Here is a 13,505-nt window from a genome sequence, read left to right on the forward strand (position 1 = left end):
CAACGAGAACGGGATGGGCAGATCCCGGTCCGGGCTTTCGGCAAGGCTTCCGATGGCGCGACACGCCCCGTAACGGGATCAGCATCGACGACCCGGGCCGACCAGGGCGGCGCCGCAAAATTATCTAAAATGCCCTGTTTGCTTGGGTTTTCGATTTACACAAAGACGCACCTGCATCACAATTCGCGACATGCTGGACCGAACCGATTTTGAGCCCGTTTTCTTCGCGCCGTTTGTTTCGTCGGTGATGTCCGTCGATCCGGCCTGGATCGATCCGAACGGCCACATGAACATGGCCTATTATCATGTGCTGTTCGATCGCGGCGTCGACGAGATGTACACCCTTGCCGGCTTCGGCTGGGACTATCTGAAGGAGCGCAACCACTCCTTTTTCACCGCCGAGGTGCACCTGCGCTATTTGCGCGAATTGAAAGAGGGCGATCCCGTCCGGGTGACATTCCAGCTGCTCGAACACGATTCAAAGCGGCTGCATTTCTTCCAGCAATTGTTTCACGCCACCGAAGGCTGGGTCTCCGCAACCTGCGAGAACATGTCACTTCATATCGACATGTCGGCGCGCAAGGTGGCGCCCTTCCCGCAGGACATTGTGAAGCGCCTTTGCGACATCAAGAAATCGCATGGCCGGCTGCCGCGGCCTGAAGCCGTCGGCAAGCGGATCGCGATGCCGGAAAAAGCCTAGCGCCTCAGGTTTTCGGAAGCTTCGCCAGCAGGCTGTCGATCCGGAGGTTGTCCTGCGGACGACCGCCATCCATTCCGGCTTCGGATCGCGCGAGATATCCCTCACGCGCCGGAACGTCGTGCTGGCCGCCGCAATCCGGGCAGCGGACTCGCAGCTGATATGACCGAAGCGAAAAGAAGGTAGACCAGTCGGTCTCGATACCAGTTGCGACCGGCCTGTTGGTCTGCGGACAAAAGATACTGATCGGATTCACCGCGATACCCCGCTCGCACCGCCCCGACCGGATGTGCGACCGGCATGGTTAACGGCGCGTTAACGCGGCGTGATGTGCGGGGAAAGCCTGTTCAGTCCCGGAAGAACGGATCGTTGTCCCGGCGTGAATCGGCGCGGCGAGGCGCGGCCATCCGTCCGATCTCCTGGCGATCCGGCCTTGCGCGCGCCGGCGCCCGCGCCATCGCATTTCGCGCTTCGTCGCTGATCAATAGGCTGCGCCTCGGACGCGGATCGATTGGAACAGGGGTGTATTCGTATTTCGGCGTCGCCACGATCCAGACCGGCACCCGGTTCGGATCGACCTGCGCCTCCTCGGACACCGTCCGCGTCGCGCCGTCGTCGCCGCGCGCAAGGACCGGCCCATCCTCCGGTCCCTTGCGTTCGACCGAGGACATGCCGACGAACGTCGCCCCCAGCAGGGTTCCGACGAAAGCGAGATATGCGAGTGCGCCAAGCAGGAGTTTCATGTCCCATGAACGCGCGTGCCAACGCGCCGTTCCGTCGCGGCGCGGCGATCTTTGCGACCTTGCCACCGCGTCGGCGCACGAGTGTGTGATCGTCCGGACATGTCCTGTTCCGGGACCGGCAATGCCACTGCCACCGCATCGTGAGACACGAGCCGCGTCTGCTTGACTTGCGCAGGCTCGCCGATAGGTTCGCGGCAACGACAGATAATGTGCCGCAAGGCGGTACACGGAGGATCGATGTCCGCGCCTGCTTCGCCCGTCGCTCACGGCCATCTCCCGCGCAGCGAAAAACCGCCGATCATCCGCACCCACAAAATCCCGTCCGCGAAATCCGAACCCTACATCTGCATGGAAGGTCCGGACCGCGCCCTGTGGTTCTGCGAAAGCGGCGCCTCGAAGATCGGCCGCTTCGATCCCGCCGATTCATCGTTTCGCGAATTTGCGCTCCCGGTCGACAACGCCATGCCGATCGGCATCACCGTCGGCGGCGACCGCAATATGTGGTTCTGCGCCAAGAAGGCGAACAAGATCGGCCGCATCACCATGCGCGGTGACATCACCCTGTTCGACCTGCCGACACCGAATGCGGGTCCCGACGGCACGCTCAACGGCCCCGACGGCAATGTGTGGTTTTCCGAAACCGAACTGAGCCGCATCGGTCGCATCACCCCGGACGGAAAGGTCACGGAATTCGCCGACGGCATCTCGCCCGGCGCGCGGCCGCTGTCGATCGCCGAACGCGACGGCGCGCTGTGGTTTTCCGAAGCCGCCGGTAATCGGGTCGGCCGCATCACCATGGACGGCACAGTCACTGAGTTTCCGATCCCGAGCCATGACAGCCAGCCGCGCGCGATGGCGACCCATCCGGACGGCTCGATCTGGTTCGTGCAGACCTCGACCAATGCGCTTGGCCGCATCGACCGCGACGGCTACATCACCGAGCACAAGGTGACGACGCCGGAGTCTTCGCTGCGTGGCGTCTGCGTCGGACCCGACGGGGACCTCTGGTTCACTGCGAATTTCGCTAACAAGATCGGCCGCATGCGCCCGGACGGCAGCATGGTCGGCGAATATCCGATTCCGGTCGCGAATGCCGGGGCGCGCTGCATCGGGCCGCATTCAAACGGGCGGATGTATGTGACATTGTTCGATGCCGGGATGATCGGCGAAGTCATCCCGCAGTAACTGTTTCAGGATTTGTGGAGGAACGCGTGGCAGTCGAGACAATCAAGTATCAGGCCGGCAATGTGACGGGGCATGGGGCGCTGGTGTGGAACGACAAGATCACGACCAAGCGGCCGCTGCTGCTGGTGATGCCGAACTGGCTCGGCGTCACCGACACCATCATCAAGCGCGCCGAGAAGATGGCGGGCGACAAATACATCGCGTTCGTTGCCTGCATGTATGGCGAGGGCAAGACCGCGGAAGGTCCGCCGGAATCGCAGGACCTGATGATGGCGGTGCGGTCCGATCGCGTGGAAGGGCGCAAGCGCGTCAACGCCGCGCTGCAGACCATGATCGCGGAGGCGACCAAGCGCGGCATCGGCGATTCATCGAAGAAGGCGGCGGTCGGTTTCTGCTTCGGCGGCGGCAATGTGCTCGAGCTGGCGCGCAGCGGCGCCGACCTCGACGCGGTGGTGTGCCTGCATGGCGATCTCGCCACCACGATGCCGGCGAAGAAGGGCGACATCAAAGCCGCGGTCTTCGTGATCCACGGCTCGAAGGATCCGGTCTCGGGCAAGGATGACCGCAACGCGCTAGAGGACGAGCTCGATGCGGCCGGCGCCAACTGGCAGATGCTGACCTTCGGCGGACGATTGCATTCCTTTGCCGAGGAAGAAACCGACATGCCGGGCGTCGCCAAGTTCGATGCCGGCGCCGCGCACCAGACCTACCGCATGCTGGACGATTTCATCCAGGATGCGTTCGCGAAGCGGCTGTAGTCGCAGACAGCCGTGTCAGCGCGACGCGGCGCTGAGGATATCTTCGCAGAGGGCCGGGCCTACCCGGCCCTCCTGCAATCCACCGTTATTGAACGCTGACGCCAACTTGCACCGACGACGAGCCGCTGCCGCCTGGTCCGCTCCCAGACACCTGGAATGTGAAGCTGTCCGATCCGGTAAATCCGGGCCGCGACCGGTAGGTCACAACATTATCGCTCACAGATGCCGCGCCGTGGCGCGGCGGCGCGATCACCGCAACCGAGTTGACGATGTTGGTGCCACCCACATTCGCATAGACCTTGCAGGGTTGTCCGCTGCCGGCCGACATCGCCGTGCTGGTATTCGATCCGAAATAGGGAATCCCCCACGGCTCGACCGCGCATTGCGCAAGGGCTGATACGCAGCTGCATCCCCACAAGATCGAAATGACACTGATTGCCCGCAACATCGTTGCCTCCGTGAGCCCGGCGAGATGTCGCCCATCCTATGCTCGCTTTGCTGAGAAAGCTTAAACACGGGATCACAAAGGCCGACCGGGTTGAAGCAATCACTTCTTCGCCCGCAGTCGATCGACCACGCGATGGGCAATCTCTTGCGACGCCTCATCCGGAATCGGGAACACGCAGCTGACGTTGACCTCACCGAGCACATACGACTCCACACCGTCGGTACCCGGAGGTCCGAACATGAAATCCGCATCCCAGATCATTGGTAAATCAAGCGGCGCAATGTCCAGTAAAGTTGTTAGCTGCGGTGTCCACTCGTGTTCCATCAAATAGCGAAGGCGCTGAAATCGCGGGTCGGAGTTGGGGCTGTAAACCCTTGGCCCCGCCTCGGCACGCGCAGCCGGCGAGTCGATGAGCGCCTTGACCTTCTGATAGCCGAAGCCTGCGCAACGACTGCCCGCCATGTAGCAACGTACGACGCCTTCAGTGATTCGAGCCTGGAACGGCTGATCGACAATAAAGCCGTCGTTGAAGCACTCACCACACCGATCGACAAATTCGTCGAGTGCCAGGTCCTCGCAGGCGACCTTGGTAGCATCCAGCACGCGGATGGTCTGCCGACTCTGTGTGCCTGGCAACGCTTCGACCTTCCAGACGCCCTGACCACCGTTGCCGCGATTGCGCTTGATTACTCGCGGGCCAACGTCGAGCCTGGCCGGCAATTCGGAACGCATCTCCGCGGCTGATCGATAAAGGGCCGTGTCGCATCCCCAGCTCATCGTGCGGGTGCGATAAAGCACCTCCTTGGTGCCCATCTTCGCGATCACATCGGGATGGGCGCTGACCCAAACGCCGCGCGTCGCAACGTCGCGCAGCAGCGCGTCAAGATTGGCGCGATTGCGTCCCTCGTGAATCGGATTGACCCATACGAGCACGCCATCGAGCGTGACGAGCTGTGCGGCTATCGCATCTGCGACATCATCTTCGTAGACCACTGGTATTGCAGAAATTCCGACGCCTGCAAGCGCATCGAAGATGGCACGAAATCGGCTCGATTCCGGCGTGGCAACGCGGCGCGCTGCCTCGTCGCCGCGCCACAAGATTGCAACACGGCCGCGGCAAGTTGCGGGATCAGACATAACATGGCTCCTCAAGCACAAACGTGCCTCTGCCCGCGCGTCAACGCGGACAAGAGCAGGGCTTGGACGAGGAACCGTCTTGAAGGGGTCGGGAGCCTGCGATGCCCCGGCGTTCAATAATTAGCCCCGACGCTGTGCGCGATCAAGTCTTAGCGGCCAGTGCGGGTGCGCCGTTCCGTTTCCCCATGGGGTTTACGACCGCACGGAAATTGGTCTAAGGATTTGTAGCGGGGCCTTCGACGGTCGCCCCGTTGTTTCAGGCTTTGGCCCAAGCACCGTCTCCTTCGCAAGGGGGGGACCATGGCTGCCGGGCCCTGATTTTTTCCAACACAAACGACACTGCTGAACAGGGGAAATCGCGGCCTCCCCTATAGATGGATTCCGCCATCCAAGCGCTGCTCGCCTCAGTCGTGGAGCGAGCCATGGATGGCTTTGTCCTTTTTCTGTTTCTGTTCGCCGCATTTCTCGGTGGCTTTGCTTCGGGTCTTGCCGGTTTTGCCATGGGCTTTGTTGTATCCGGCATCTGGTTGCACTTTATCACTCCGCTTCAGACAACCGCGCTAATAGCTGGCTATGGGCTTTGGACGCAGGGATATGGCGTCTGGAAACTTCGGCGCTCGCTGAGCTGGCGAAACGTCGCGCCGTTCATCATCGGTGGCGCCATCGGCGTCCCGATCGGTACGGTGCTGCTGACCTACGCCGAACCAGCATATCTGCGGCTTGGCGTGGGCTTGTTGCTGATCGCTTACGGACTCTACGGGTTGTCGAAGCCGGCATTCAAGCCGATCCGCGCCGAACTCGGCGCCGATGGCGGAGTCGGATTTGCCAACGGCGTGCTGTGCGGGCTCACCGGTCTTCCAGGCTTTATCATCACGGTCTGGTGCCAGATGCGCGGCTGGAACAAGGATGAGCAGCGCGCCGTATTCCAGCCGGTGATGCTGGCGGCCATTGTCATGACCGCAATATCGCTCACCGCGAGCGGTTCGATCACAGCGGAAACGGTCAAACTGTATGTTCTTGGACTGCCCGCATTGTTGGCTGGGCTGTGGGTCGGTTTCCGGCTGTACGGAAAACTCGACGACGCGGCCTTTCGTAAGGTCGTGCTGATGCTTTTGTTGATCGCGGGACTCGCGCTCGCGGCTGCTGCGGGCTGGCCGATGTTGCGTCCGGTTGGCGGCGATAACTCCTGAGACGACACGCGCGATGACTGCTTGTGGCAAGAGCGGACGCCTCGCTATTTCCGCTCTTGCCCCAAAGCAGGCATGGAATCTCCTTTGGACGATTAGAAATAGCCGACGCTTGGATCGCGCAGATTTTTCCGCGTCTGTACCGCATGCCGGTTTGCCTCGCTTGAAGCTGCGACAAAGTTGGCGCACCCTTTGCGCACGAGCAGAACACTGCCGACAGCAATAACGGTTTCAGGGAGACGCACCATGGCACGGCTTGCGCGCATCTGCGCCGGCGCATTCATCGCCGCAACGCTTTCGCTCTCACCCGCTTTCGCACAAACCTATCCCGACAAGCCGATCCGCGTGATCGTGTCGATCGCCGCCGGCAGCGTGACCGACGTGATCGTGCGCGCGGCGGCGAAGGAACTGGAGGGCAAGCTCGGTCAGCCGCTGGTGATCGAAAACCGTGGCGGAGCGGCCGGCATTCTCGCCGGGCAGTCCTGCGCGCAATCGGCGCCCGACGGCTACACGCTGTGCGTCATCTATCACTCGACCATGTCCTACAACCCGGTGCAGTTCGACAAGCTGCCCTACAACGCCGACGAACTGGTGCCGGTGACGCGCCTGTTCTTCCTTACCGAAGGACTGTTCGTGAATGCCGAATTGCCGGCGAAGACTGTCGCCGAGTTGCGCGCGCTGGCGCAGGCGAAGCCGGACGGGCTGAACTACGCGACGCTCGGCAATGCATCGTTCCCCGACCTGTTTCGCGTATGGCTCAACAATCAGTGGGGCACGAAGATCGTGGGCGTACCCTACAAGGGCGGCGGACCCGCGGCGCAGGCGCTGGCCGCGAATGAAGTGCAACTGACGCGCTTCGGCGTCGGCAATTTCCGCGGGCTGATGGATGCGGGCAAGGTGCGCATGCTGGCGATCGCGGCGGATCAGCGCTCCAAGCAGTTCCCGGATGTCCCGACGCTGAAGGAAGCCGGGCTGAACTATCCCGGTCAGGGCTGGTGGGGCCTCGCCGCGCCGAAGGGCACGCCGGCTGCGATCGTGGACAAAGTGAATGCGGCCTTCGTGTCAGTGTTCAGCGACCCGAAATTCGCGGAATTTCTGGACAAGCAATTGGTGGTGCCGGCGCCCACCAGCCCAGCAGCGTTTGCGGCTTTCCTGAAGGAGGACCGCAAGGCGGCGGAGGATCTGGTGAAAATCGCCAACGAGCCGCGCAAGGAATACAAGCCGGAATAGGTCGGGACAGACGATTGCAGACCATCGCAGACGGTCTGCCCGCGCAGCCGCGCGAACCGGCCGACAATCGCCGATAAAGGCCGTTAGACAGGCCAGCGTCCGTCCTCAAACAGGCTGGGGTCCGTCTTCCACAAACGGGAGGCGGCCCCCTCCCGTTTTGGGCCGTCAGGTGCCATGTTGGAGCTTGAGATTCGCATGGCAGAACACGCAAAAACTCCAGAAAAATCAGGCCAGTCGGGCCACGGATTGGGCATTACCGCGCGCGCGATGCAGGCGGTTCAGGGCGGCCCGCCGGCCGATTACCTCAACGCGCTCAATCCGGAACAGCGGCTCGCGGTCGAAACGCTGGACGGCCCGGTGCTGGTACTGGCGGGCGCGGGAACCGGAAAAACCCGCGTATTAACAACGCGGATCGCGCATATCCTGCGGCTCGGACGGGCCCACCCCTCGCAGATCCTGGCGGTGACTTTCACCAACAAGGCCGCGCGCGAGATGAAGCTGCGCATCGGCGACATGGTGGGGCAAATTGTCGAAGGAATGCCGTGGCTTGGCACCTTCCACGCTATCGGGGTGAAGATCCTGCGCCGCCACGCCGAGCTGGTGGGCCTGAAGTCGAACTTCACGATTCTCGATGTGGACGACCAGATCCGGCTGATCAAACAGCTGCTGGAAGTCGCGAACGTCGACGAAAAAAGATGGCCGGCGCGCATATTCGCCGGGATCCTCGACGGCTGGAAAAATCGTGGTCTGACGCCCGACCAGGTCCCGGTCGGCGAAGGGATGGCGTTCGCCAACGGGAAGGGCAAGGACCTCTACGCCGCCTATCAGGAACGGCTGAAGACGCTCAACGCCTGCGACTTCGGCGATCTTCTGCTCGAACAATTGCGGCTGTTCCGTCATCATCCGGATGTGCTGGCCGATTACCAGCGGCGCTTCCGCTATATTCTGGTCGACGAGTATCAGGACACCAACGTCGCGCAATATCTGTGGCTGCGATTGCTGGGACAGCCGGCAACGCAACGCACGCCCCTTCCCGCCCCCGGTGGTGAAGAGGGCGCGCCCGCGCAACCGGCGCGCCTGCAGCGCAACATCTGCTGCGTCGGCGATGACGACCAGTCGATCTATGGCTGGCGCGGTGCGGAGGTCGACAACATCCTGCGTTTCGAGAAGGATTTTCCGGGCGCCGTCGTCGTCCGCCTCGAACGAAATTACCGGTCCACCGGCCATATCCTCGCCGCCGCGTCGCATCTCATCGCGCATAACGAAGGCCGGCTCGGCAAGACGCTGCGCACCGAGGACGTGCCGGGCGAGAAGGTCACCGTCACCGGCGCCTGGGATTCGGAAGAAGAAGCGCGCGGCATCGGCGAAGAGATCGAACAGCTGCAGCGCAAGAAGCACAAGCTGAACGAGATCGCGATCCTGGTGCGCGCGTCGTTCCAGATGCGCGAATTCGAAGACCGCTTTGTCACGCTTGGTCTGCCGTATCGCGTGATTGGCGGCCCGCGCTTCTACGAGCGCGCCGAAATCCGCGATGCGCTCGCTTATCTGCGCGTCATCAACCAGCCGTCCGACGATCTCGCCTTCGAGCGCATCGTTAACGTGCCGCGCCGTGGCTTGGGCGACGCCACGGTGAAGCAATTGCACGACCATGCGCGCATGAGCCGCATCCCGCTCAGCGAGGCCGCGCGCGCCATCGTCGAGACCGATGAGCTGAAGCCGAAACCTCGCGCCTCGCTGCGCGACCTGATGACCGCGTTCGACCGCTGGCGCACGCAAGCCGAACACCTGCCGCACACCGAACTCGCCGAAATCGTGCTGGATGAATCCGGCTACACCGAGATGTGGCAGAAGGACCGCTCCGCCGATGCCGCCGGCCGGCTCGAAAACCTGAAGGAGCTTGTGCGTTCCATGCAGGATTTCGAAAATCTCGGCGGCTTTCTCGAGCATATCTCGCTGGTGATGGACCGCGACGCCGAAGGCATCGACGACGCCGTCAGCATCATGACCGTGCATTCCGCCAAAGGGCTGGAATTCGACACCGTGTTCCTGCCCGGCTGGGAGGAAGGCCTGTTTCCGCACCAGCGCTCGCTGGACGAGAGCGGCCGCGCCGGCCTTGAGGAAGAGCGCCGGCTCGCGCATGTCGCGATCACGCGCGCGCGCAAGCGGGCGAAGATCTGTTTCGCCACCAACCGCCGCATGAAGGGCCTGTGGAATTCCACCATCCCCTCGCGCTTCCTCGACGAATTGCCGGAGGCGCATGTCGAGGTGACGGAGGCGAAGGGCGGTTTCGGCGGCAGCTTCAGCAATCTCGGCGGATATGGCCAGGGCGGCGGCAGCTACGGCGCCTCGCGCTTCGATACCTTCGCGCCCAAGGGCTCGAGCTATTCCACGCCCGGCTGGCAGCGCGCGCAGAAGCGCAAGCGTGACGATGACGAGTTCGGCGGCTTCGGTGACGAGGCGTCGGAATACGAAAGCGAGGCGCGCTACGCCAACGATGACGACGACGCCGTCGCGGCTCACTCTGATCACCTCTCCCCGCGCTCTTCTTCACCTCCCCCCTTGCGGGGGAGGTCGGCCGCCTCAGGCAGCCGCGAGGGGGGTGACTTCGGCGGACGCGCGGGCTCCCATGCCTCCCGCACCACCGGCACAGCGAAAGGCCGCTTCGCCGCGCGCCGCGAACCGCTCACCATCGAGGGAGAACTGGTCGCCAAGTCGACCGGCGTGGCGTCCGCGTTCACCCGGGGCGACCGCGTATTTCACATCAAGTTCGGCAACGGCAATGTGGTCGCGGTGGACGGCAACAAGCTGACCATCCAGTTCGACAAGGCCGGCGAAAAGCGCGTGGTGGATAGTTTCGTGGAGCGGGTGTAGCGGGCGCGACGCGAATCAACACCGGAAATTACGCACGGCCTCATCACGATTTTGAAGCGGGTGCAGGTGTGATCACCGGCGCGACAACATCGACGACGCCATGGATAGCGCGTTAGAGATCTTGGCCTTCGCTGCCGAGGGTTAGTGGGAGCATACCGGCAATCCCTCTCCCAAACCGCGCAGCATCGACGAATTGCGAAAGGACGGACGCGAACTTGCCCCTCGCAAATCGTCGCACCTCTGAACCACAGGCCCCTCCCCACGTTGACGGCCAACCACATCCGGGAGGTCGCCATGCAAGGTCTGACATTGCTTTTGACGTTCGCGGTGATGGCGCTCGGAGCGGTCGTTGTCGCAGCAACCTTCGGCATCGTGCTGGACAATTTTCCGGGCATTCACGACATGCTCAGCGTGCTCGGCTTCTTCGGAACGCTGGCCGTGCTGCTGCCGGTCGTCTGGGTGTTGGCGGTGCGGGTGACCGAGCGGCGCGGGCCTGAGGGGGCGTCACGTCAGGCGTGAGTGCCCCGCCCCGGGCGCAGTTCTGTACTGAGAACTCCAAGTCACGCCTGATCCTTCCACGCGCCGTATTTCTTCATCCAGAAGCCCCAGACCAGAGCGATGCCGACCCCGATCGCCAGCATGATAGCGACGCGCGGGGTACCGTAATCGCCATTCCACCACAGCATAAAGGCGGTCCAGAAAATCGCGAACAGCGCGATCATGAACATCTGTCTTGAGTTGAACGGCATGGCGCTCTCGGATTCGAATTTGAAGCGGGACGCAGGGTCACACGGCGGGCGGTCCTTGTCCACGTGAAGACGCGGCCTGCGACCGGCGCCGTATTGCCACAACCGGATCGCGTCCTGCCCGCAACCATGCTAGCCTGTGCCACCATGATGAAACGCGAGATGTTCGAGATCGCCCGCATCTATGTGCCGGTGAAACGACGCGCCACGCTGGAGCAGGCGAAGGTCGATGCGCTTGCGGCCGCAATCCTCGCCGAAGGATTGCAGACACCGATCCTGGTCCGGCTGGACGGCGACCGCTTCGTGCTGGTGGAGGGCTTGCACCGGCTGGAAGCCGCAAGATCGCTGGGCGAAACCACCATCGCGGGCTATCGCGTCAGCGCGCGCAAGCATTGAGTGACACAGCTGTGCGGTTTAGGACCGCACAGAACGAAAAGCCCCGGCACATGCCGGGGCCTTCCGTGACTCAAAAAAAGCCGTGTTCCAAACCGGGCTAGTTGTTCGAGCCGATCGCGCCGGCACCGCCGGTGCCCAGCCCATATGGCCCATAGCCTGGCGCATAGCCAAACGGGCCATAGCTCATGCCCGGTTGTGCGGCATACGCATCGTAGCCGGGAGCGTAAGTGGCACCGGAGCCGTAATAGGCACGGGGGCCACCGTAATATGGCGAGAAACTCCGCGGTTGGTTCTCCGCCCCGGTTTCCTCGGCGCCTGAATTCAGCGAGCCGGGGTTAACATTGCCGGGAGGCGGCAGGTTTTGCGCGACCGCAGGGGCAAGGGCGAAGGCCGTCGCGAGCGCGCCGGCGGTGACTGCGGTGATAATGCGGTTCATGAGTAACTCCGTTTCTAACGATCAGGGCGTCGCTGTTTCGGGAAAGCCCGAACGCGCACCCGGGCACCAATGCTGCACGGCACCGGGCGTTCCGTTTCGATCATGACGGTGTTGGGGCATTTTCATCGCGACGATGTGCAGACCGTGCGTGCAGGCGATGCAGATTGATTCAAAGTCACGATCACAAGAACGAGAGCGCCGCGCCGGCGCTCTCGCCCATATCCAAATTACCCAACACTTATTGCGTTAGCGCCGCTCTCCGGTGGGCTCGCCGGACGGCTCCGAACCCGCCTCGGGCGAACTCGGCTTGACGTTGGCATTGGTGCCATCGACCGCCGGATTGGTATCGGGAGAACTGATGCCGGAGCCGGTCGTGCCCTTGATCGCGCCGTAATTCCCACTGCGCGGCTGGTTCGGCGCACCCGTCTGCTCCGCCCCGGACTGCATCGAACCCGGATTGACGTTGCCCGGAGGCGGCGCATTCTGTGCCTGCGCGGCACTGGCGGCGATCATGGCCGCAACCGCGACAGCGGCCGTCATGCGGATCATGTGAAGAACTCCTTCCATTGGTCTTGTTTCGCTTTTGCTTCGTTCTTGGACACGAAGCGGACATACAGGACCAATGCGGCGCGCGCCGCGGCGTTCCGGATTTTCACCGACACAGGCGGAGTGCGCTGTTGTAACGCGATGGGTTCGCTAGGCGGGATGCGGCGTCAACGGTGATGATATGTCGCGGCAGGTGCCGCGTGATGCGACAGATCAGACCACAAACGCTGAGACCGATCGGCCATATTGCTCCGGCGGCTTGGAACCCCAGAGATCGAGCACGTTGCTTTTCGAATCGAACGGCCAGTTGCCCGGAACATACAGCTCGTCATTGTCGATGCGATCCATGCCGAACGAGACCTCGATCACGACACCGTTCGGGTCGAGGTAATATGAAAAGATGTTGTTGCCGGGCCCGTGACGGCCGACGCCCCAGAGCAGCTGACGTCCACGCGCAACCAGATTGTCGGCGACGGATGCGAGATCGATGACGCTGTTCGCATCGAATCCGTAATGATGGATGCCCTCGCCGGGCGCCGCGGCAATGGTGTGATGGAAGCCGTCCTCTGCGCGATACCACGCGCGCTCGAAATTCGTCGTCCGGTCCGAGAGCTTCATCCCGAGAAATGAGGTCATGAAGTCATAAAATGCCCGGGTATCGTTCACGCGCAGATTGACGTGGTCCAGCCGGCGGGCGTGACGCCCATCGCTCAGCAAATTCGGGCCTTGTTCAGGCCGTCGCTCGACCGGAGTATGGACCTCGAAAATCGGACCGAACGGCGTACGAAGGCGCACCGCGCGCCGGGCGCGATCGACCAGCGGCGCATCGGACAGGATTTCGATATTGTCCGCCCTGGCCCGCGCGAGAATTTCATCGACGGCGGCTTCGTCGATCGCTTCCAGTCCCACGGCACGGATGCCCGGTCGGTCGCCTTTCACGAAAGCGACCTCGCACGCTTTCTTGTTGGACGTGAGATGAACTGCGTCGGCAGTCTCGCGCGTGATGGACAGACCGACGATATCGGAGAGGTCTTTCGCCGATCCTTGCGGGTTCGGCGTTGCAACCGCGACATAACCCATCTGACGAATGAGCGGCTTCATCGGGCTTCCCCTTCCAAGTCCAAT

At 62.7% G+C, this 13,505-nt stretch carries 16 protein-coding genes; 8 read left to right on the forward strand and 8 right to left on the reverse strand.

The window, feature by feature from the left end; translation table 11 throughout:
• Positions 1 to 190: 190 nt before the first annotated feature.
• On the forward strand, positions 191 to 700 hold the full coding sequence (locus AC5I5I_RS08565) for a thioesterase family protein (protein WP_495971899.1): 510 nt from the start codon (positions 191 to 193) through the stop codon (positions 698 to 700).
• A 4-nt stretch (positions 701 to 704) separates the two neighbouring features.
• Here the strand turns inward: AC5I5I_RS08565 and AC5I5I_RS08570 are convergent, their stop codons facing one another.
• Entirely contained in the window at positions 705 to 953 is a 249-nt protein-coding gene (locus AC5I5I_RS08570) for a hypothetical protein (RefSeq protein ID WP_495971901.1), read from the reverse strand.
• Positions 954 to 1,044: 91 nt separating this feature from the next.
• Entirely contained in the window at positions 1,045 to 1,440 is a 396-nt protein-coding gene (locus AC5I5I_RS08575; protein WP_495971903.1) for a hypothetical protein, read from the reverse strand.
• 237 nt (positions 1,441 to 1,677) lie between these two features.
• On the opposite strand from AC5I5I_RS08575, the gene AC5I5I_RS08580 reads away from it, so the two are divergent.
• Together AC5I5I_RS08580 and AC5I5I_RS08585 are read left to right on the forward strand one after the other, a co-directional pair.
• Positions 1,678 to 2,625, forward strand: coding sequence for a Vgb family protein (locus AC5I5I_RS08580; protein ID WP_495971905.1), 948 nt, complete (start codon positions 1,678 to 1,680; stop codon positions 2,623 to 2,625).
• A 26-nt stretch (positions 2,626 to 2,651) separates the two neighbouring features.
• Complete coding sequence (locus AC5I5I_RS08585; RefSeq protein WP_495971907.1) at positions 2,652 to 3,383, forward strand: dienelactone hydrolase family protein; 732 nt, start codon at positions 2,652 to 2,654, stop codon at positions 3,381 to 3,383.
• An 85-nt stretch (positions 3,384 to 3,468) separates the two neighbouring features.
• Here AC5I5I_RS08585 and AC5I5I_RS08590 read toward each other — a convergent pair whose 3' ends face one another.
• The gene (locus tag AC5I5I_RS08590; RefSeq protein ID WP_495971909.1) at positions 3,469 to 3,831 is read right to left on the reverse strand and encodes an Ig-like domain-containing protein; all 363 of its coding nucleotides are present in this window, start codon (positions 3,829 to 3,831) and stop codon (positions 3,469 to 3,471) included.
• Positions 3,832 to 3,930: 99 nt separating this feature from the next.
• The gene (locus AC5I5I_RS08595) at positions 3,931 to 4,968 is read right to left on the reverse strand and encodes a Cj0069 family protein (RefSeq protein ID WP_495971911.1); all 1,038 of its coding nucleotides are present in this window, start codon (positions 4,966 to 4,968) and stop codon (positions 3,931 to 3,933) included.
• A gap of 422 nt (positions 4,969 to 5,390) precedes the next feature.
• Here AC5I5I_RS08595 and AC5I5I_RS08600 point away from each other — a divergent pair, with 422 nt between their 5' ends.
• From AC5I5I_RS08600 to AC5I5I_RS08615, 4 genes are all read left to right on the forward strand, one after another.
• Positions 5,391 to 6,158 carry a sulfite exporter TauE/SafE family protein gene (locus AC5I5I_RS08600; RefSeq protein ID WP_495971913.1) on the forward strand — a complete coding sequence of 256 codons (768 nt, stop codon included), beginning with the start codon at positions 5,391 to 5,393 and terminating at the stop codon, positions 6,156 to 6,158.
• 243 nt (positions 6,159 to 6,401) lie between these two features.
• Positions 6,402 to 7,385 (forward strand): Bug family tripartite tricarboxylate transporter substrate binding protein, encoded by a 984-nt coding sequence (locus AC5I5I_RS08605; RefSeq protein WP_495971915.1) that lies wholly within the window; start codon positions 6,402 to 6,404, stop codon positions 7,383 to 7,385.
• A gap of 195 nt (positions 7,386 to 7,580) precedes the next feature.
• Positions 7,581 to 10,256 carry an ATP-dependent helicase gene (locus AC5I5I_RS08610; RefSeq protein WP_495971917.1) on the forward strand — a complete coding sequence of 892 codons (2,676 nt, stop codon included), beginning with the start codon at positions 7,581 to 7,583 and terminating at the stop codon, positions 10,254 to 10,256.
• Between the two features lie 294 nt (positions 10,257 to 10,550).
• The gene (locus AC5I5I_RS08615) at positions 10,551 to 10,775 is read left to right on the forward strand and encodes a hypothetical protein (protein ID WP_495971919.1); all 225 of its coding nucleotides are present in this window, start codon (positions 10,551 to 10,553) and stop codon (positions 10,773 to 10,775) included.
• A 41-nt stretch (positions 10,776 to 10,816) separates the two neighbouring features.
• Here AC5I5I_RS08615 and AC5I5I_RS08620 read toward each other — a convergent pair whose 3' ends face one another.
• Positions 10,817 to 11,005, reverse strand: a complete 189-nt coding sequence (locus AC5I5I_RS08620) for a hypothetical protein (protein WP_495971921.1) — start codon at positions 11,003 to 11,005, stop codon at positions 10,817 to 10,819.
• 144 nt (positions 11,006 to 11,149) lie between these two features.
• Between AC5I5I_RS08620 and AC5I5I_RS08625 the strand changes: the two genes are divergently transcribed.
• Positions 11,150 to 11,398, forward strand: coding sequence for a ParB N-terminal domain-containing protein (locus AC5I5I_RS08625; RefSeq protein ID WP_495971923.1), 249 nt, complete (start codon positions 11,150 to 11,152; stop codon positions 11,396 to 11,398).
• 97 nt (positions 11,399 to 11,495) lie between these two features.
• On the opposite strand, the gene AC5I5I_RS08630 is transcribed toward AC5I5I_RS08625, so the two are convergent.
• From AC5I5I_RS08630 to AC5I5I_RS08640, 3 genes are all read right to left on the reverse strand, one after another.
• Positions 11,496 to 11,834 (reverse strand): hypothetical protein, encoded by a 339-nt coding sequence (locus AC5I5I_RS08630; protein WP_495971925.1) that lies wholly within the window; start codon positions 11,832 to 11,834, stop codon positions 11,496 to 11,498.
• A gap of 246 nt (positions 11,835 to 12,080) precedes the next feature.
• On the reverse strand, positions 12,081 to 12,383 hold the full coding sequence (locus AC5I5I_RS08635) for a hypothetical protein (protein ID WP_495971927.1): 303 nt from the start codon (positions 12,381 to 12,383) through the stop codon (positions 12,081 to 12,083).
• A 210-nt stretch (positions 12,384 to 12,593) separates the two neighbouring features.
• Entirely contained in the window at positions 12,594 to 13,481 is an 888-nt protein-coding gene (locus tag AC5I5I_RS08640) for a VOC family protein (RefSeq protein WP_495758598.1), read from the reverse strand.
• Positions 13,482 to 13,505: the final 24 nt, after the last annotated feature.

Source organism: Pseudorhodoplanes sp., from assembly GCF_059499825.1.

Excerpts from the sequence above, each read along its gene's own strand:
- AC5I5I_RS08595 (WP_495971911.1), bottom strand. The coding sequence starts at position 4,968 with ATGTCTGATCCCGCAACTTGCCGCGGCCGTGTTGCAATCTTGTGGCGC.
- AC5I5I_RS08615 (WP_495971919.1), top strand. The coding sequence starts at position 10,551 with ATGCAAGGTCTGACATTGCTTTTGACGTTCGCGGTGATGGCGCTCGGA.
- AC5I5I_RS08580 (WP_495971905.1), top strand. The coding sequence starts at position 1,678 with ATGTCCGCGCCTGCTTCGCCCGTCGCTCACGGCCATCTCCCGCGCAGC.
- AC5I5I_RS08590 (WP_495971909.1), bottom strand. The coding sequence starts at position 3,831 with ATGTTGCGGGCAATCAGTGTCATTTCGATCTTGTGGGGATGCAGCTGC.
- AC5I5I_RS08620 (WP_495971921.1), bottom strand. The coding sequence starts at position 11,005 with ATGCCGTTCAACTCAAGACAGATGTTCATGATCGCGCTGTTCGCGATT.
- AC5I5I_RS08565 (WP_495971899.1), top strand. The coding sequence starts at position 191 with ATGCTGGACCGAACCGATTTTGAGCCCGTTTTCTTCGCGCCGTTTGTT.
- AC5I5I_RS08600 (WP_495971913.1), top strand. The coding sequence starts at position 5,391 with ATGGATGGCTTTGTCCTTTTTCTGTTTCTGTTCGCCGCATTTCTCGGT.
- AC5I5I_RS08605 (WP_495971915.1), top strand. The coding sequence starts at position 6,402 with ATGGCACGGCTTGCGCGCATCTGCGCCGGCGCATTCATCGCCGCAACG.
- AC5I5I_RS08625 (WP_495971923.1), top strand. The coding sequence starts at position 11,150 with ATGATGAAACGCGAGATGTTCGAGATCGCCCGCATCTATGTGCCGGTG.
- AC5I5I_RS08630 (WP_495971925.1), bottom strand. The coding sequence starts at position 11,834 with ATGAACCGCATTATCACCGCAGTCACCGCCGGCGCGCTCGCGACGGCC.
- AC5I5I_RS08610 (WP_495971917.1), top strand. The coding sequence starts at position 7,581 with ATGGCAGAACACGCAAAAACTCCAGAAAAATCAGGCCAGTCGGGCCAC.
- AC5I5I_RS08635 (WP_495971927.1), bottom strand. The coding sequence starts at position 12,383 with ATGATCCGCATGACGGCCGCTGTCGCGGTTGCGGCCATGATCGCCGCC.
- AC5I5I_RS08640 (WP_495758598.1), bottom strand. The coding sequence starts at position 13,481 with ATGAAGCCGCTCATTCGTCAGATGGGTTATGTCGCGGTTGCAACGCCG.
- AC5I5I_RS08575 (WP_495971903.1), bottom strand. The coding sequence starts at position 1,440 with ATGAAACTCCTGCTTGGCGCACTCGCATATCTCGCTTTCGTCGGAACC.